The organism is Gordonia sp. 852002-50816_SCH5313054-c (assembly GCF_001665925.1).
Taxonomy (GTDB): domain Bacteria; phylum Actinomycetota; class Actinomycetes; order Mycobacteriales; family Mycobacteriaceae; genus Gordonia; species Gordonia jacobaea.
Genome location: NZ_LZTE01000022.1, coordinates 88,223 through 106,128, shown reverse-complemented (window position 1 = coordinate 106,128; position 17,906 = coordinate 88,223). Strand labels below are relative to the sequence as shown.

The following is a 17,906-nucleotide window of genomic DNA, read 5'->3' as shown; positions in this document are numbered from 1 at the left end:
CGTCGGCTCACCGGGAAACTCGCCCCTCTTCGAGTTCTCTCGGTGCTCAGTCCGACGACGACTTCACCAAGTGGCGACGCGGCGATGATGGAGTGAGTCTAAAATGTGGTACTACCTGTTCAAGTACGTTCTCCTCGGACCGCTCCTGCGGGTGCTCGGCCGTCCTGAGGTCGAAGGCCTCGAGAACCTCCCCGAACGCGGACCGGCGATTCTCGCCAGCAACCACCTCGCCGTGATGGACAGCTTCTTCCTGCCGCTGATGGTGCCGCGTCGAATCTACTTCCTCGCCAAGGCGGAGTACTTCAACGGCACCGGTATCAAGGGTCGCTTCCAGGCGTGGTTCTACACCGCCGTCGGTCAGATCCCGATCGACCGGACCGGTGCGGAGGCGGCCGCCGATGCGCTCAAGGCCGCGCGGCGCCAGCTCGAGACAGGCAACCTGATGGGCATGTACCCGGAAGGCACCAGGTCGCCCGACGGCAACCTCTACAAGGGCAAGACGGGACTCGCCCGAGTCGCGCTCGACACCGGGGTGCCGGTGATCCCCGTCGCCATGATCGGCACCAACACCTTCAACCCGCCCGGAACCGTGCTGCCGCGCCCGACCAGGGTCAAGGTGAAGATCGGCAAGCCGCTGAACTTCGCCCGCTACGAGGGCATGCAGGGCAACCGCTTCATCGAGCGTGCCGTGACCGACGAGATCATGTACGAGCTGATGCAGCTCTCGGGTCAGCAGTACGTCGACATCTACGCCGCCTCGCTCAAGGAGCCGAAGCCCGACGTGCAGGAGCCCGCACAGTCGGGCGAGGCCTCGGCCGCCTGACTCACATCGGCCGTCAGTTCGGGCGCCGGCGCCGCGCGGGAATCACCGCTCAGGCAGATCGGATCTCGGCGAGCGGCTGATCGGCTGCTCGTGTGGCGGCCGGCGCGGGGGAGAACGGAAGCAGCCAGATCACGACCAAAGCGGCGATTCCCCACAGCGAGAACGCGTTTCCGACGATGTGGTCGAATACGGTCCAGTGTCGGGCAACCATCGGCAGGAACTGGTACGGGCCGACGGCGAAGATCAGGATGCCGCTGACGGCGATCGCGTTGTAGGCCACGTACGCGCGCCGCGAGTCGGTGCGCGCGGCCACCACAAGGCTCGTCAGGATCAGCGGAATCGACCACACCCAGTGGTGTGCCCACGATGTCGGTGAGACGAGAAGTCCCCAGACCGCGACGACGCAGGTCGCCAGGAGGGCGTTGACGCGTCCGGTCCGACCCGCGCCCCGGCCGAAAGCCGCGACGGGCTTGCATGCGAACAACGCGGCGCCCGCCAGTGCCGTTGCGACGAGTGAACTGAGCACCCACGCGAGCTGTGCGGCGCTCGCCTCGGGGAGGAGCCGAATCCACATCGCGTTGAGGTTCTGGTTGATCCGGCCCGATGGATCACCGATGCGCGTGGTGTGGAACAAGGTGTGTGTCCAGTACCCCCACGAATCCGACGGCATCCAGATCCATGCCAGGGCGGCTGCGGCGACGAACGTCGCGGCGGCCGTGACGACCGCCCGCCAGCGTCGAGCCGATGCGAACAGCACGATGAAGACGAGCGGGGTCAGCTTGATCGCCGCCGCGAGTCCCACCAGAACACCCTGCAGAGGCCCGAGCGCGCGGCGACGCCCCCGTCCGACGAGGAAGACGTCGACGACGATCATCGCCATGAGGATCACGTTGATCTGACCGAAGCCGAGCGTCATCCACATCGGATTGAGCCACAGCGCGGCAGTGGAGACCAGAAGAGCGAGCCACCACCGGTTGCCGATGCGCCCGACGGAGAGCACCGTCAGCACGATGTGCACGACGACGACGAGGAGTCCGATCGTGATCAGTGACATCACGACACCCGCGATGGTGAGCGTCATTGCGCCCAGCGGTACGAAGGCCATCGCGGCGAACGGCGGGTAGGTGAACGGCAGCCAGATGCCGTCGCTGGTGAACGGCATCGAGCCGTCGGCGTAGAGACTCTGGCCCTGCTGCCAGATCTGTGCCCCGAGCCGGTAGACGTCGAGATCGATACGCGTTCTGGTACCGAAACTGCTGGTGAAAGGCACACCGATCATCTGGAGTAGCGACGACGCCGCGAATGCGACGACGATGAGCGCGCGCGCCCACCGCGTCGGAACCCACCGACGGAGCCGGGCGTCCGCGGCGCTGCAGAATGTGGGCATCGATGGCCTTTGTGTAGGCCCCGCGTCGGGGGCATGTGGGTCGGTCGGGTGTCGGTGTGCGCGTTCGGTGGCGAATACTTGGCGGTATGCGTTTCTTCTACGACTCGGAGTTTATCGAGGACGGCCGCACGATCGATCTCGTATCGATCGGTGTCGTCGCAGAGGACGGTCGTGAATATTATGCGGTGTCGACCGAATTCGATCCCGGGCGCGCCGGTAGTTGGGTGCGCGCCAACGTCCTGCCCAAGCTTCCGTCCCCCTCCTCGCCGCTGTGGCGGTCGCGGGCGCAGATCCGCGAAGGCCTGCTGGAGTTCCTGACGGAAAAAGGCAACGACATCGAGTTGTGGGCGTGGGTGGGTGCCTATGACCACGTCGTTCTGTGTCAGTTGTGGGGGCCGATGACCGAGCTGCCCCGCGCTGTTCCGCGTTTCACGCGTGAGCTCAAACAGCACTGGGAGGCTGCCGGTCGGCCGCCTCTGCCGTCCGCGCCCGACGACGCTCACGACGCCCTCAGTGATGCTCGACACAACCTGCGCAAGTGGGAGGCCATCGAGCGTGCCGGCGGTGTGCGTGCGTGAGCCCGGCTAGCCGACGGGGCCGACCTGCGGGGGCGTCGTCGGCGCCTATTACGCTGGAGGGGTGGTGAACTGGACCGTAGACGTTCCGATCGACGAACTTCCCGAACTGCCCCCGCTTCCCGGCGACCTGCAGGCGCGCTTTGCCGACGCCATGAGCAGGCCGGCACTCCAGCAGCCGAGCTGGGATCCCGAGGACGCCCACCGGATGCGTACGGTGCTCGAGAGTGTGCCGCCGATCTGCATGCCGGCAGAGGTCGAGGCGCTGTCGTCGCAGCTCGCCGATGTCGCTGAGGGCCGCGCCTTTCTGCTGCAGGGCGGCGACTGCGCGGAGACGTTCGCCGACAACACCGAACCGCACATCAAGGGCAACATCCGCACGTTGCTGCAGATGGCCGTTGTACTGACCTACGGCGCGAGCCTGCCGGTCGTGAAGGTGGCCCGCATCGCCGGGCAGTACGCCAAGCCACGCTCGGCCGACGTCGACGCGCTCGGCCTGACGTCGTACCGCGGCGACATGGTCAACGGATTCCCGCCCGTCGAGGCGGCACGAGTGCACGATCCGTCCCGCCTGGTCCGCGCGTACGCCAACGCGTCGGCAGCGATGAACCTGGTGCGCGCACTGACCGGTGCCGAAGCCGACCTGCGTCGTGTCCACGATTGGAATCGCGAGTTCGTCCGGACGTCACCCGCCGGCGCGCGGTATGAGGCCCTCGCAGGCGAGATCGACCGCGGCCTGAAGTTCATGGACGCCTGCGGCGTCACCGATTCGAGCCTGAAGTCCGCCGCGATCTTCGCCTCACACGAAGCGCTCGTGCTCGACTACGAGCGCGCGATGCTGCGCCTGGCCGACAATCCCGACCTCGACGGTTCCGGCAATGCGTCCGAACTCGACGAGAAGGTGCTCTACGACCTTTCGGCGCACTTCCTCTGGATCGGCGAGCGCACCCGCCAACTCGACGGTGCGCACATCGCGTTCGCCGAGCTGATCCGTAACCCCATCGGGGTCAAGGTCGGACCGACGACGACGCCGGAGCAGGCCGTCGAATACGTCGAACGGCTCGACCCGCACAACCGTCCCGGACGGCTGACCTTCGTTGCCCGCATGGGCAACTCGAAGGTGCGCGAGGTGCTGCCGCCGATCGTGAGCGCGGTGGAGGCGACCGGCCACAAGGTGATCTGGCAGTCCGATCCGATGCACGGGAACACCCACACCTCGCCGACCGGGTACAAGACCAGGCACTTCGACCGCGTCGTCGACGAGGTGCAGGGCTTCTTCGAGGTCCATCACGCGCTCGGTACACACCCGGGTGGTATCCACATCGAGCTCACCGGAGAGAACGTGACCGAGTGTCTCGGTGGCGCACAGGACATCTCCGACGTCGACCTGGCGGGCCGATACGAGACCGCGTGCGATCCGCGGCTCAACACCCAGCAGTCGCTGGAACTGGCATTCCTCGTCGCGGAGATGTTGCGCGGCTGAGCATCTCGACGTCCTGAGCGGTCAGCCCACGATCAGCGCGCCGACCCACCAGCCGGCCGAGCCGACGCCTGCGGCCACCAGCAGGACGACGGTCAGCCAGATCAGCGCCTGCAACCTTCCGCGCCCCGGGTCGTGGGTGGGGGTGTCATCGGCCGGTCGATCGGGAATCACCGTGGGACGCTTGGTCGTCGCGGGTGGTGCTGTCGTCGGCTGCGGAGGCGCGACGAGCGACGCCGCGACCGGTTGCTGTGCCGTTGCGGGGACAGCGCGCGGCGCCACCGGGCGCGGCTGTGGGCGCGCCGCGGCGGCCTGTGCGGCGCGTATCCGGACCATCGTCTCCCGCTCGGCCGAGCGGCGCGGTGCGGGAACGGTGAAAGGCGGCAGGTCGAGATCGTCGGCGGCGGCGAGCAGCGCGTCGCGCATCTCGAAGGCGTCGACGTAGCGGTCGCGCGGCCGACGTTCGGTGGCGCGCAGGATCACCTCGTCGATCTCCTCGGGCACGCCGTCGATGACGTCGCCGGGGGCCGGGACGTCGTAGGAGAGTCGTTGGTAGGCGAGTGCCAGTGGTGAGTCGCCGTGGAAAGGTGTTCTGCCGGTGAGTAATTCGAACATCATGACGCCCATGGAGTAGACGTCGCTCCTGGCGTCGGCGTCGGCGGACTCGACCTGCTCGGGCGACAGGTACGCCGCGGTGCCCAGGATGACGCTCGCCGAGGTGACACCCGCGTCCGCGACCGCGCGTACCAGGCCGAAGTCGGCGACCTTGACCTCGCCCGCATCGGAGATCAGGACGTTCTCGGGCTTGATGTCGCGATGGACGAGTCCTGCTCGGTGCGCGGTGCCGAGACCGCCGAGGACGGGATCGGCGACCGCGACGACGGCGTGCGGCGGCATGGGTCCCCGCTCGCGCAGCAACTCGCGCAGGCTCCCACCCTCGACGAGTTCCATCACGAGAAACGCGGTGCCGTCGTCGATGCCTTGGTCGTAGACCGCGACCAGGCCCGGATGTTTGAGGCCTGCGACCGCCCGCGCCTCGAACTCGAAGCGCCGCACGAATTGTGGGTCGCCCGAGTAGCGTCGATCCATCACCTTGACCGCGACGTCGCGACCCAACCGCAGATCGGCGCCGAGATAGACCGCCGACATCCCGCCGCGCGCGATGGGCGCGTCGAGACGATAGCGGTCCTCGAGGACCGCACCGAGCAGGGTGTCGGCCGGGCTGTTCACGACGTCGAATCTACCCGGCACCACCGACCGCGGGCCCATACCCGGACGCCGTGGCGTGTACCCGAATGACGAGTTGTGCACAGCGTGACAACCGCCTGTCGGCATGCGCGGCGAAACGGTAATCTCAGGCGGGTGAGTTCTCTGCCCCTCTCGACCGACACCCTCCCCGCCGACACCGCCACCTATTCACTCGACGACGTCGCTGCACGCCTGCATGTCTCGACGAACAAGGTGCGCAACCTCATCCGGGATCATCACCTGCTGGCGATCTCGCGTGACGGTCAGCCCGCGGTGCCGCGCGTGTTCTTCGACGACGAAGGCATCGCGAAACACTTCACCGGACTCGTCGACGTATTGTTCGACGGCGGCTACACACGCGACGAGATCATGGCGTGGCTGTTCACCGAACAGGACGACCTCGGCCTGACACCCGCAGACGCGCTGCACACCCACTCGGCCCGCGAAGTCATCCGTCGCGCGCAGGCACAGGCGTTCTGACACCCCACATCCGACGTCCGAGAGCGCCGATCCGCAGCGGATCTGGTCGCATCACCGACGCGGCCGCGAGGCCACCGAGCGCCAGCGCCAACAGTGTCTCGGGCAGTTTGTAGAACAAGATCGAGTCGTCGGGCTGGAAGACGATCAGCATGAACGTCGAGATGCCGACGACGAGTGCGCGCACCCACGTCGGCAGTGTGAACGCGACGGCCAGACACAGCACCCACGTGTAGTACCAGGGGAGCGTCGACGGTTCGAGGATCACGACGGCCAGCATGGCGAGCACGATGCCCGCCATCGCGTCTCGCTCGGAATGCCGCTGCCGCCACCACAACACGACGAGGATGACCGCGAGAAGCGCTTCGCCGATGAGCCGGGTGATCGGCAGAACGGTCTGCAGGTTGAGCGGAGTGAACGGCGCGGCGACGAGCGTCACGAGGTGGGCGACAACCGTCGGCAGCGTGAACCAGTTCACGATCCGATCCGCCCAGCCCAAACCAGTGAGCCAACCCAGGCCGAGCCCGACGAGCGCGGTCCACGCCGCGAACACCGCAACGGTGATGCCCACGATCGCGGCGAGCACGAGAGCCACGTCGCGCGCGCCCACCTGGCGCCGTTGTCGAATGTGCGCCAACCAGATCCACAGCACGAAGGGGACCGCGATCCCGGCGGTGATCTTGATCGAGACCGCACAGCCGAGCAGCACGAGCCCGCCGACGTGTCGCCCGGTGACGACCAACGCCATCCCCGCGGACAACACACCCATCATGAGTAGTTCGACGTGCGGTCCGCCCACCAGGTGGATCAGGACGAGTGGGTTGAACAGCACGAGCCACAGCCCGGCGGCGGCCGACGCCCCGAAGTGGCGGGCGAGTCGCGGAATTGCCCAGAGCGACAACAGGAGTCCCGGCAGCAGGGCCAGTCGCATGGCGAGCACACCCAGGATGACGTGATCACCGGTCACGGCGACGACAAGGTGTGTCACCCACACGAAGAGCGGACCGTAGGGCGCAGTGGTCGACGCCCAGACCTGCGCCATGCTGTCGACGAGTGGTCCCGGATTGTGAGCCGGGCCGTCGGCATATGGGGAGAAGCCCGCCCCGAACAGGGCGCCCTGGCCGAGGTAGGCGTAGACGTCGCGACTGTAGAGCGGCACGGTCACCATCAACGGTGCGGCCCACGCCAGCACCCACCTGCCCAGGTGGAGCCCGCTGTGATCACGCGTGCGGTCGCACAGGATGCGCCCAAGGCGTATCCATGCGATCACCATGAGCGTCACGCCGACCCAGAATGTGATGCCGCACAGCGATTTACCGTGTCCGTAGGTGAGCCAGCTCAGTCCGGTGTCGGTCAGTATCGGGTGGTTGCGGGGGATGTCTGCGATGCCGAAACCGCCGAGCGACACCATGATCGAGCCGATCAGACCGGCGATGAGAGTGCGCCGCGTCGTCGACGATCCGCGGTCCACACGCGCTTCTGCGGCCACCGTCACGTCGGTGCCCACGCTCAGGCGTCGCGATGCGCCATACGACGCGCGACGGCAACGAGGTCGGTGTACACGGCATCGTCGATGTCGGTGCTCTCGAGGGTGGTGACGGCGGAGTCGAGCAGCGTGTCGATCGTTCGCTCGACGTCGGCGACGGCGCCCACATCGGTCAGAATGCCGCGCGCAGTGGCCAATTCGTCTGCTGACAGTTCGGTGCCTATGACCGACCGCAACGTGTCGCCGAGTGCGGGATCGTCCGCGTCGGCGCGGGACAGTCCGAGCGCGAGAAGCGCTGTCCGCTTACCTGCGACGAGGTCATCGCCCGAAGGCTTGCCGGTTCGGACCGGATCACCGAACACACCGAGAAGGTCGTCCTGCAACTGGAACGCGATGCCGAGATCGTGGCCGACCGAACGTAGTTGGTCGACGAGTTCCTCGGAGGCACCCGCGGCGCGGGCACCGAGCTCGAGTGGACGCGCGACCGTGTACGCCGCCGTCTTGAACTCCATCACCCGATAGGCGGCCTCCGTCGATTCCTCGCCACTGACCTCGTTGACGATGTCGAGGACCTGACCGCCGAGGACCTCGGTACGCATGGCCGCCCATGTTGCGATCACTCCCGGTGGCAGGGGCGCGACCTGCGGGCCCGTCAGAGGCCTTCCCGCGGGCGACACGGTCGCCGGGACGTACCCGTGGACAAGGTCGTCGGCCCATGCGAGCGCGAAATCGCCTGCAAGAACAGCCGACGCGACGCCGTGTTCGGCCGCGTCGCCGCGCCATCCGGCGTCGCGATGGCCGCGCTCGAAGACCCGGTGCACCGTTGGTCTGCCGCGCCGCGTGTCGGAGGCGTCGATGATGTCGTCGTGAATGAGCGCGCACCCCTGCACAAGTTCGAGGGCGGCACTGATCCGCAGTGCGTCGGCGTCGGTGAGGCCGGTCGGGACACCGTTGGCGTCGCTGCGGCCCGCTTGCCACCCCGCGTACGCGAAGACGGGCCGGATGCGCTTGCCGCCCGACAGCACGAAATCGGCGACGACCTGCGCCGACGACCCGACGACCGGCGAAATGGCCGCGGCTGTTGACACAGCGGTACCGAGGAAGTCGCGCAGCACGGATTCGACTGCGCCGGGAACCTCGGCGAGGCGCGTGGGGACGGGAGCGGTCGAGGTCACGTGTCACAGGCTAGCCCGTACACTGGTCCGGTGAATTCATCCGCCCCGGTGCCGTCCGTCGTCGAACGTCTGTCTGCGCCGCATCCGGGACAGGTGCCCTTCTCCGTCGAGTTCCTTCCACCGAAAGATGCCGAGGGTGAAGCACGCCTGTGGCGTGCGGTGCGTGTCTTCGAGCGGCTCAATCCCGCGTTCGTGTCACTGACGTACGGCGCGGGTGGCAGCACCCGCGATCGCACCGTGCGCATCGCGGGGCAACTCGCGACCGAGACGACGCTGGTGCCGGTCGCCCATCTCACCGCGGTGAACCACTCGATCGCCGAACTGCGCTCGCTGGTCGGCGCGTACGCGGATAAGGGCATCACCAATATCCTTGCGCTGCGCGGTGATCCGCCCGGAGATCCGCTCGGTGAGTGGGTCAAGCATCCCGAGGGCGTCTCGTACGCCGAAGAACTCGTCGACCTGATCGGCGGACTCGGCCAGTTCCACGTCGGTGTGGCCTCCTTCCCCGAGGGCCACCACCGCGCTCCCGATCTCGACCACGACACCCGCGTACTGGTGAGCAAGCTCCGCGCGGGCGCCGAGTACTCGGTCACCCAACTGTTCTTCGACGTCGACTTCTACCTCCGCCTGCGCGACCGCGTCGCTGCTGCCGACGCCGAGCAGGGTGCCAAGCCGATCATCCCCGAGATCATGCCGATCACGTCGCTTGCCTCGGTCCGACGGATGGTCGAGCTGTCAGGCTCGGTCCTGCCCGAGAGCGTCGAGCGACGGTTGATCGCCGCCGCGGGTTCCGGTGAACAGGAAGACAGGGCAGCGGTGCGCGCGGTCGGAATCGACATCGCCACCGAGATGTCGCAACGTCTCATCGCTGAGGGCGTCCCCGGGCTGCACTTCATCAGCCTCAACTTTGCCAAGGCCACCTGCGAGGTACTCGACCGGCTTGGCGTCGACACCTCCGACGCCCTGCCGCTCGTCTCGTCGAACTAACCGGCGCCAGCCGGCGCAACTGCCCCGCTGGGAGGCCTAGCCAGCGGAGCCTGTGCTCTTCGGCTTGTCGCCACCCGACGGCGTCGTCGCGGATTCTGCGTGCGCGGCGGGTGCGGCCGTCGAAGGCTGGGCGCCTGCCTTCGGTGTTGCTGCCTTCGGTGCCGTTGCCTTTTGGACGGGTGCGCTTCGACGCACCGGCCGCGGCCGCCCGGGGCGAGGGCTCGTGTCGCGGTGCGAGTACGCCAACCAGATGACGAGCGCGACGACGAGCAGGCACACGATCACGAGGAGCCACGTCCATCCGGTGAACGCCGCGGTCGCGGGGTCGGGGTATGTCGCATCGGCGATGAACTCGGTGACCTTGCCCGGTTCGGGTGTCCACGTGACCGAGGTCTCCGAATCCTGCTTCGCGACGTTGCTCGCGGTGATCGGACCAGCGAACGCCAGGGTGAACTTGAGGTAATCGCGTTCCTCGAGTCCGTTGAGATCTGCACTGCCGCGGAAGCGCACGACGTCGCCGCTGCGCTTGGCGTTCAGCTCCATCGTCATCGACGTGTCGCCGAACGCGTTGGCGACGATGTCGCCGAGCTGACTGAGCTGACCGGCGGTCAGATCGGAGAACGTCGCCCTGGTACCGACCCGGCTCGCGCCCTGCCCTGTGGTCCCCGGCTGTGTCCCGGTCGACGGTGCGCCTGCGGATGGGGCGCTTGCGGACGGGGCGCCCGGAGACGGTGAAGCCGACGGGTTCGCCGAGTCGCCCCCACCCGTGTTGGGGCCTTCGCGGTAGTCGGAGGTCGACACGTTGTTGCGCATCGATTCGGGAATGTCGAGTCGTGGCGCGCCGCTGGGATTGTCCGGCGAGGTGGCGACGATGACCGTGCCGGCATACCGGTCGCCGACGGTGGTCGAGCGGGTCAGACACCCCGACAGCAGAGGAATGGCCGTGAGCAGGATCAACACCGACGCGACCGCGGTTCGCGCGGAACGTCTGCGCGTCGGATCGGTCGGGCGTCGCGTGGTAGCCGGTTGCACGTGCTCATCGTGCCAGAAGGGCACCGTCGCCTCGCACACCCTGCGGCGTGTGTCAGGCGGGGAGTGTCGGATGGGGAGTGTCGGATGCGGAGTGCCGGATGAGGAGCGTCAGCGACGCCATCGGCTCGCCGCGATCGCGAGTTGCCCTGCGATACGCCCGCTGGCACCGGTCACCCCACCGCCGGGATGCGTCGACGCCCCGGCGAGGAACAGTCCTGCCGCGCCGGGTACACGGTGCCCGGCCAGGTCGGGGTGCGGCCGATAGACGAACATCTGGTCGATCGTCATCTCGACGTGCATGATGTTGCCGCCGACCAGCCCGAGTTCGGATTCCAGATCGGCCGGCGTCTGTACATAACGATGGTCGACCGACGCACTGAACCCCGGTGCGTGGCGATCGACTTCGGCGAGGATCTCGTCCGCGGCGACCGAGCCGGCCGTCGACCACTGTCCTTCGCGCAACTGTCGGGGATGCCACTGCGACCATACGGTGATCGAATGTCGTTGTGCGGGAGCAAGTGTCGGGTCGATCGCCGAGTAACTCATCACGACGCACGGTGGGCGCGGTGGTAACTCGCCGACCGAGGCCGCGGTGTACGCGCGACGAAGCTGTGCGCGATCGGCGACGAGGAGTCCCAGCGCCGAATGCACGCCGTGCGGTGGAAGGTCCGACGGCAGGTCGCGGTAGGCGGGGAGTGCGCGTGTGACGAGCCGGACTGCCATCCCGATGCCGGAACCGATGTCGATCTCGCGCCGCCACCGATCGATCTCCGCTGGTGGAGCAGCTCGCCCGGCGTCGAGCATGTCGAGCGTTGCGAAGATGTGGCAGGCGGCGATCACCTGGTCGGTGCAGTGGCTGTCCTCGCCGGTCTGCACGCGCCAATGATCGCCACACCGACTGATCGACGTCGCGGGCGACCCGGTGAGTACCTGCGCGCCGTCGGCGTCGAGGCGATGCAGGAGGGATTCGGTGAGCGCGCCGCTGCCGCCGACCGCCCTGCCAGGGGGAATCCGATGCATGAGCGCGGCGAACCCGACCATGGGTGCGGTACCCGGCGCGTTCATCGGCGGACCCGATTGCGCGCCGAACCAGGCGAGAGCCGCTTTGAGTCGTTCGGAGGTGAACCAGCGATCGAGGAGGGCGTCGCCGGACATCATCAGTTCCTGGGTCGCCGACATCAGAGACCCCGCACGCCTACCGATGAACCCGGTACGCGCGGTGTGGGCGGTGTTGCCGATACCGGTGAAAGCCCGTCCGAACCGGGGGAGCGTTGCCGGCGAGTTGAACGCGTCGAGCACAGCTCGCGACCGCGGACCCCACACGTCGACGAATCGTCGGTAGGCGTCCGCGTCGGCGTCTGAGCACGCGGCGGCGATCGACGCGCAGGTCGCGTCGAGGTCGGTGCGGAACACCAACGGTGGTCCGTCCTGCGTAGCGGGTGCGAAACCCCAAGGGTCGCAGTCGATATAGCGCAGACCGTGCGCGGAGAGGTCGAGCTCGTCGATGATCGGGGGTGTCGGATCATCAGATGTGCCGACGATCCGCGATCGACTCGATAGCCCGGAAAGCGTTCGACGGTCGAAACAGCGCCGCCCGGGATGTCGTCGCGTTCCACGACGAGGACCGAACGTCCCGCGCGGGCGAGGTAGGCGGCCGCGATGAGGCCGTTGTGACCTGCACCCACGACAACGGCGTCGTGCCGGGGCTTGTGGCCTGAGTCGCCTCGGCGGCTCACCGCGCCGCCGCTGGTGGCGTGCCTGTGAGAGGTTCGGTAGCAGCGTCGAGCGGGAGTCGTCGACCGAGGAAAGCGAAGGGTCGTGGGTCGCCGGTGAAGGTGAAGTGGCGCAGCACATCGTCGAAGCCCATCCTGCGGTAGAGGGACCACGCGCGATTTCGTTCGGCGGGAATCTCCGGGGTGGACAGCAGGACGTGGTCTTCTTGGCGGTCGCTCAGCAGCGCGGTCAGCAACCATTCGCCGATGCCGTGGCCCTGAGCGGTCGGGTGGACGTGGAGTTCGGTGAGTTCGAAGTAGTTGGTTGCGATGCGTTCGATGGTGTCGCGGTCGCAGCCGGACAGTCGGAGTCCGGTCCTGAGTTGGTGATTCCACCACTGGTCGTCGGCGCCGCGATAGCCGTAGGCGATGCCGACCATGATCTCGTGCCCCGACGGCGACACCGGAGGGCCGATACGTCGACGCTCCGCGTCGGGGTCGAGCCGGATGTCGGGGGAGACGGCCGTCAGCGCCGCGTATGCGGTCCACCCGCGTCGGGCGATGTGTTCGCGCCAGAGCGGAACCCGGTGGTGCTCGGTGCCACGCGGGTAGTCCATCGCGGTCACGTAGACATTCAGGGCAGCGTCGAGCCAGGCCGGGGAGTCCTGGCCGGTCAACCGAACGAGTCGGGTCGCCAACTGCTCGTTGTCCTTCCTCCCGCAGTCCGCCGCGCGCGTCGCGTTCCTGGCAGGCCGCAGCCGATCGGGAATGTCGGTACCGAGTTCTACGCTTCTGCTGTCGGGAATGGGGCCACATCTCCTCTTGAAGAGTGTCGCCGTTCTAGCTATATTGAATATGTCGAACGGGTGTTCGATGAACGTGCCTCCGCAAGCCGTTCTGCGTCACCCACGACAGTCTGGGCGGTCCGGCGACGGACGAGGGAAGCGTGCATCGCCGGACCGTACCGGGACTTGGTCACACACGAACGACTTGGTCACACAGGAACGTGGAAGCCGCTCGGGTGTCGAGCGGACGCAACACCGAAGGGAGCGCGAGATGGCAGTCCATAGGCCGACGCGCGGCACAGTGCGTCACGCACGGCGAGGTGCAGTGGTGCGTCCGGAGATCGACCCGATGGTCGTCGTGCGTGCTCGCGACCTCCTCGATCGCGCAGAGATCCTGGTCGAGAATGCCGACGGCGTGCCAGACGACGCCGAACGGTTCCGCCAGTACTACTTGGCGGCGCTGCGGGCGGCAGGAGCGGCACTCGCGGTCTACGAACCACCCGCGAAGCGAGCATCTCGACGCGTGTCCCCCAATGCGTGGTCGCGGATCTCGTCGGCTGTTCCTGATCTGGCCGAGTTCGCCGAGGCGTTTGCCCGGATGTCGTCTGTGCGCATGGAGATCGAGTCAGGCCTGCGTCGCTCCGTCGAGGGTGCGACGGTCGTGGCGCTCCGCTCCCGCGTGTTGTCGTTTCTCGACGCCGTCGAAGACATCATCGTCGCCTACGAACAGGGAAAGCTTGCGCACCAAGCGGTCGACCGGTCCGACTACGGCTACGACCACATCGCCTGATTCATCGGCTCGTCCGCGCCTGCGGTTCGCGCTTCGCGGCCGACGGCGCCGTACGGCGGTTCGGATGGCGGTCATTTCACCCGACGTGATCACAGGTCCCGAATTGTCGCTATTGGCGGCTTCGATGCGACGGTCGGGTGGTTATGGTGGTCGCGCTTGCAATCACCTCGTATCATGGAAGCAGTAAGCCGCGAACACATGTCACGAGACTGGCGTCCGCGGTCGCCACAATCTCGTTGATGTGTGAATCGGCAACGTAGTAAGGAGGGTCGGTGCCACTCTCGGAGCACGAGCAGCGCATGCTCGAACAGATCGAAAGTGCTCTTTACGCCGAGGACCCGAAGTTCGCGTCCAGCGTGAAGCGTCGGCGGCTTGGCCGGTCGTCGGGTCGTCGTCGTCTTCAGGCGGCGGCGGTCTTCGTCGTGGGTCTTGTGCTGCTCGTCGTCGGCCCACTGGTGGGCCTCAGCGTGGCCGGGCTTCCCGTCGTCAGCCTCATCGGATTTCTCGTGATGTTCGGCGCGGGCCTCCTCGCTCTGTGGGGCGGTGGCCGCTCGGGTCCCGAGAATTCGGCACCCGCCGAGGCCCCCGCGCGGCCGGCAGGCAAGCGCAAGTTCACCGAGCGCATGGAAGAACGGTTCAACCGCCGCTTCGACCAGGAGTGACCCAGGCGCCTGATTGATCAGGCGTCTCCCTTCGGCCACATTGTGTGTCGTATCGAAGGATGTGTGTGCTGCAGCACCCACGGCCTTCGATAGGACACACATTTACGCCTCCACCACTCCTTGAGATAGTCAGATCTCACAAACAGCAGGGCAACACATCGCACCAATGTGTTGCCCTGTTGTCGTATGCGGGTGAGCACGCCGTGTCCGCACCGGCCCGGCCGGCCACCTCACCTCTAACCCTGCCTTCTGGTGGGGCCATGCACCCATCGCTCTGGTCTGCCTGATCGGACCTCCCACTCCGGAGCTCCCGCGACGCCGCCGCCAGCTGTGCGGCCCCTGATTCCCCACGCCGCCCCACCGCGGTCCCCACAGCGCCCCACCGGGTTCCCCACATCTCCCCACCCGGGCACAAAACTGGCTCCCATCAGTCACTTTGATGCTGTTTCGTCCTTCTGGACACACGAATGGCGGGCTGGGACACGCGGCGCGTGGTGTCATCCACCACCGTGTTTATCTGTGTTGACCTGCAGCAATAGTTTTGGATGGCGACTTCAGGGGGTGGAAGGGGTGGAAAGTGGTGGAAAGTGGGGTACTGTGGCAGCACTGGGTGAGACGGACCGGAACGGATCGCTCAGGGGGCAGGAGGTGTCGACATGTCGTCCGTTCGATTTGTCGGCACCTACACACCCAAGTTGGACGACAAAGGGCGACTGACATTGCCCGCCAAGTTCCGCGACGCACTGGCAGGAGGCGTGATGGTCACAAAAGGCCAAGACCACAGCCTGTCGGTGTTTCGAGCCGAGGAGTTCGACGAGATCGCCGCCCGAATTGTGGAGGCATCCCGTAACGATCCGCAGGCACGAGCCTTTCAGCGCTACTTCTTCGCCAGCACCGAGGAGCAGCGCCCGGACGGGCAGGGTCGGATCAGCTTGTCTCCCGACCATCGGGAGTACGCGGAGCTGACCAAGGAGTGCGTGGTGTTCGGCAGTTTCGATCACCTCGAGATCTGGGACGCGCAGAAGTGGCGCGAGTACCAGAACGAGCACGAGGAGAACTTCTCGGCAGCCAACTCGGCCGCACTGAACGCGGTCTTGTAGCCGAGGAATGGCACACGATGGACAGGGCTTCGGGTGGATCGAGGCCCCGGTCCGGAACGACCCTGGCGTACTTCCCCAACGCCAGGTTCGCGACCGGACCGGGACCCCGCTTCACCCGGCGAGACTCTTCGTGCCGACCAGTGTCGGTGCCAGGGATTCAAGATGAGTGTGCGTGGCCGCAACGGGTCGGGGCGTGCAGACAGCACGCGTCGGGAGGTGATTCGGTGAACGCGCCACACGACGACGAACGTCGTTCCGGAGAATTCGGCCACGTGCCCGTCATGGCACGGCGGATCACCGAACTTCTCGCACCGGCCTTGACCCACTCTGGTGCCGACCCCTCGGAGACCGACCGTCCGGTGTTCGTCGACGCGACGTTGGGCGCCGGCGGCCACAGCGAACTCATACTCACCGAATTTCCCGACGCGCGTGTGATCGGCATCGACCGTGACGAGTCGGCGTTGAACATCGCACGTGATCGCCTCGCCCGCTTCGGCGACCGGATCTCGTTTCACCAGTCTCGATTCGACGGCATCGACGACGTCCTCGCCGCGGCAGGCGTCGACCACATCGACGGCGTGCTCTTCGATCTCGGTGTGTCGTCGATGCAACTCGACCGCGCCGATCGTGGATTCGCCTACGCCGTCGACGCCCCTCTGGACATGCGGATGAATCCGGACGACGACCTGACCGCGGCAGACGTGCTCAACACGTACTCGCACGGCGACCTCGCACGGGTGCTGTCGGAATACGGAGAAGAACGCTTCGCAGGCAAGATCGCGTCAGCCGTTCTCCGGGCCCGTGAGACCGAACCCTTCACAACAAGTGGGCGGCTCGTCGAATTGCTTTATGCCGCAATTCCTGCGGCCACACGTCGGACCGGTGGGCACCCCGCGAAGCGCACGTTCCAGGCGCTGCGGATCGAGGTCAATCACGAGCTCGACGCGCTACGCCTCGCGTTGCCCGCAGCGCTCGATGCGCTCGCGGTAGGTGGACGCGTGGTGGTGATGAGTTATCAGTCGCTCGAAGACCGAATTGTCAAGCGTGAGTTGGCATCTCGTACCACCTCGACGTCGCCACCCGGCCTTCCGGTCGAACTGCCGGGGACCGCACCCAAGTTCAGACTCGTCACCCGAGGTGCCGAGCAGGCAGGCGAGGCCGAGCTCGCCGAGAATCCGCGGTCTGCCCCGGTACGGGTCCGCGCCATCGAACGTGTCGAGAGGAATCGGTCATGACAGTGCTCGACGACCGCACCGTCGCCGACAGCGCAGGTGCAGCCACCACAACGCCAACCCGTCGTCCGCGTCGGGAGAATCTCGAATCCGAGCGTGCCAACCGCTCGCGAGCAGCCCAACGTGCGCTCGATCGCCGTCGCAATCGTGTTGTGGCGCAGGGCTCTACGTCGACGCGTGGTGACCGCGATTCGGCCGTCCGACGTGTCTCGCTGTTCACTCGTGCGCGGTCGGTTCCGTTCGTGGTGCCCGTTCTCGCGCTGCTCGTCGTGGGTCTCGGGTTGAGTCTCTGGCTGTCGACGAAGGCCGCGCAGGATTCCTACCGACTCGGAATCGAGCGCAAGGTCAACCAGTCGCTCGTCGACCGCCGCGACAGTCTCAAGCGCAGCTACGAGTCGGGCGACTCCGCGCCCGAATTGTCCGACAAGGCAGCGAAATTGGGGATGATCCCGGTTCAGAATCCGGCCCGGATGGTTGTCGGCGCCAATGGCAAGCCCAAGGTGCTCGGCGATCCCGAGCCCGCATCCGGCAAGCCGATGGGGACGATCAACCCCGACGACAAGCCCGATCCCACCAGCAAGATCGACAAGAGCAAGGTCAGTGATTCGATGGGCCTCGGGGGTGCAGACGCATCGGACTCGAATGCCGCCCAGTCCGGTGATGCGACCAGGTCCGGCGATAGCAACTCGTCCGGCGCCGGCTCGTCCAATTCGCCAGCGCCGAACAACAATACGGCTCCCGGAACCAACACCACGCCGACCCAGAACCAGGGTGGCGACGCCCCGGCACGCGCCGATGCTCCCGCGCGCGCTGATGCCCCGGCGCCGGGGGCCGCTGCCGCACCCAATCCGAATGTTGCACCCTCGGCTCAGACGAATGGCAACCCGCCGAGCGCAAATTCGGCGGGAGCCCGTTAGGGCAGTGGACAATTGACAACCATGACACGCGCCAGTTT

General features: G+C 66.8%; 16 protein-coding genes and 1 pseudogene. 10 read left to right on the top strand and 7 right to left on the bottom strand.

All coding sequences use genetic code 11. The features are described from left to right. Positions 1–103 precede the first annotated feature (103 nt). Positions 104–823: a lysophospholipid acyltransferase family protein gene (locus A5788_RS02180; protein WP_064864518.1), complete on the top strand. Its 720-nt coding sequence runs from the start codon at positions 104–106 to the stop codon at positions 821–823. Positions 824–872: 49 nt separating this feature from the next. Here the strand turns inward: A5788_RS02180 and A5788_RS02175 are convergent, their stop codons facing one another. Then, positions 873–2,210, bottom strand: coding sequence for a glycosyltransferase 87 family protein (locus tag A5788_RS02175; RefSeq protein ID WP_064864519.1), 1,338 nt, complete (start codon positions 2,208–2,210; stop codon positions 873–875). Between the two features lie 86 nt (positions 2,211–2,296). On the opposite strand from A5788_RS02175, the gene A5788_RS02170 reads away from it, so the two are divergent. Together A5788_RS02170 and A5788_RS02165 are read left to right on the top strand one after the other, a co-directional pair. Then, positions 2,297–2,788, top strand: a complete 492-nt coding sequence (locus A5788_RS02170) for a polyadenylate-specific 3'-exoribonuclease AS (protein ID WP_064861964.1) — start codon at positions 2,297–2,299, stop codon at positions 2,786–2,788. Positions 2,789–2,849: 61 nt separating this feature from the next. Next, positions 2,850–4,268, top strand: a complete 1,419-nt coding sequence (locus A5788_RS02165) for a class II 3-deoxy-7-phosphoheptulonate synthase (RefSeq protein WP_064861952.1) — start codon at positions 2,850–2,852, stop codon at positions 4,266–4,268. 21 nt (positions 4,269–4,289) lie between these two features. Here the strand turns inward: A5788_RS02165 and A5788_RS02160 are convergent, their stop codons facing one another. Further along, positions 4,290–5,495 (bottom strand): protein kinase domain-containing protein, encoded by a 1,206-nt coding sequence (locus A5788_RS02160; protein ID WP_064864560.1) that lies wholly within the window; start codon positions 5,493–5,495, stop codon positions 4,290–4,292. Between the two features lie 132 nt (positions 5,496–5,627). Between A5788_RS02160 and A5788_RS02155 the strand changes: the two genes are divergently transcribed. Beyond that, positions 5,628–5,993 carry an Rv2175c family DNA-binding protein gene (locus tag A5788_RS02155; protein ID WP_064864524.1) on the top strand — a complete coding sequence of 122 codons (366 nt, stop codon included), beginning with the start codon at positions 5,628–5,630 and terminating at the stop codon, positions 5,991–5,993. On the opposite strand, the gene A5788_RS02150 is transcribed toward A5788_RS02155, so the two are convergent. Both A5788_RS02150 and A5788_RS02145 read right to left on the bottom strand, forming a co-directional pair. After that, a complete protein-coding gene (locus A5788_RS02150; protein ID WP_064864562.1) occupies positions 5,962–7,479 on the bottom strand; it encodes an alpha-(1->6)-mannopyranosyltransferase A in 1,518 nt (505 codons plus the stop codon). The genes A5788_RS02155 and A5788_RS02150 overlap by 32 nt on opposite strands. A gap of 20 nt (positions 7,480–7,499) precedes the next feature. Next, positions 7,500–8,651, bottom strand: a complete 1,152-nt coding sequence (locus A5788_RS02145; RefSeq protein WP_064864526.1) for a polyprenyl synthetase family protein — start codon at positions 8,649–8,651, stop codon at positions 7,500–7,502. On the opposite strand from A5788_RS02145, the gene A5788_RS02140 reads away from it, so the two are divergent. Then, on the top strand, positions 8,652–9,638 hold the full coding sequence (locus A5788_RS02140; protein ID WP_064864528.1) for a methylenetetrahydrofolate reductase: 987 nt from the start codon (positions 8,652–8,654) through the stop codon (positions 9,636–9,638). A gap of 36 nt (positions 9,639–9,674) precedes the next feature. On the opposite strand, the gene A5788_RS02135 is transcribed toward A5788_RS02140, so the two are convergent. From A5788_RS02135 to A5788_RS02125, 3 genes and pseudogenes are all read right to left on the bottom strand, one after another. Then, the gene (locus A5788_RS02135) at positions 9,675–10,670 is read right to left on the bottom strand and encodes an LppM family (lipo)protein (RefSeq protein ID WP_442902836.1); all 996 of its coding nucleotides are present in this window, start codon (positions 10,668–10,670) and stop codon (positions 9,675–9,677) included. A gap of 108 nt (positions 10,671–10,778) precedes the next feature. Next, positions 10,779–12,406, bottom strand: a pseudogene (locus A5788_RS02130) (phytoene desaturase family protein). Next, entirely contained in the window at positions 12,403–13,080 is a 678-nt protein-coding gene (locus A5788_RS02125; protein WP_049698243.1) for a GNAT family N-acetyltransferase, read from the bottom strand. Before A5788_RS02125 ends, A5788_RS02130 begins: the two are co-directional and overlap by 4 nt. Before the next feature lie 358 nt (positions 13,081–13,438). On the opposite strand from A5788_RS02125, the gene A5788_RS02120 reads away from it, so the two are divergent. The 5 genes from A5788_RS02120 (at position 13,439) to A5788_RS02100 (ending at position 17,868) form a co-directional block, all read left to right on the top strand. Further along, positions 13,439–13,957 carry an SAV_6107 family HEPN domain-containing protein gene (locus A5788_RS02120; RefSeq protein ID WP_049698242.1) on the top strand — a complete coding sequence of 173 codons (519 nt, stop codon included), beginning with the start codon at positions 13,439–13,441 and terminating at the stop codon, positions 13,955–13,957. Between the two features lie 272 nt (positions 13,958–14,229). Beyond that, complete coding sequence (locus tag A5788_RS02115; RefSeq protein ID WP_049698241.1) at positions 14,230–14,619, top strand: DUF3040 domain-containing protein; 390 nt, start codon at positions 14,230–14,232, stop codon at positions 14,617–14,619. 656 nt (positions 14,620–15,275) lie between these two features. Continuing rightward, positions 15,276–15,719: a division/cell wall cluster transcriptional repressor MraZ gene (gene mraZ, locus A5788_RS02110; protein ID WP_005176306.1), complete on the top strand. Its 444-nt coding sequence runs from the start codon at positions 15,276–15,278 to the stop codon at positions 15,717–15,719. Between the two features lie 224 nt (positions 15,720–15,943). Next, positions 15,944–16,954: a 16S rRNA (cytosine(1402)-N(4))-methyltransferase RsmH gene (gene rsmH, locus A5788_RS02105; RefSeq protein WP_064864530.1), complete on the top strand. Its 1,011-nt coding sequence runs from the start codon at positions 15,944–15,946 to the stop codon at positions 16,952–16,954. Then, positions 16,951–17,868, top strand: coding sequence for a hypothetical protein (locus A5788_RS02100; protein ID WP_064864532.1), 918 nt, complete (start codon positions 16,951–16,953; stop codon positions 17,866–17,868). Before rsmH ends, A5788_RS02100 begins: the two co-directional genes overlap by 4 nt. The last annotated feature ends 38 nt before the right edge of the window (positions 17,869–17,906 follow it).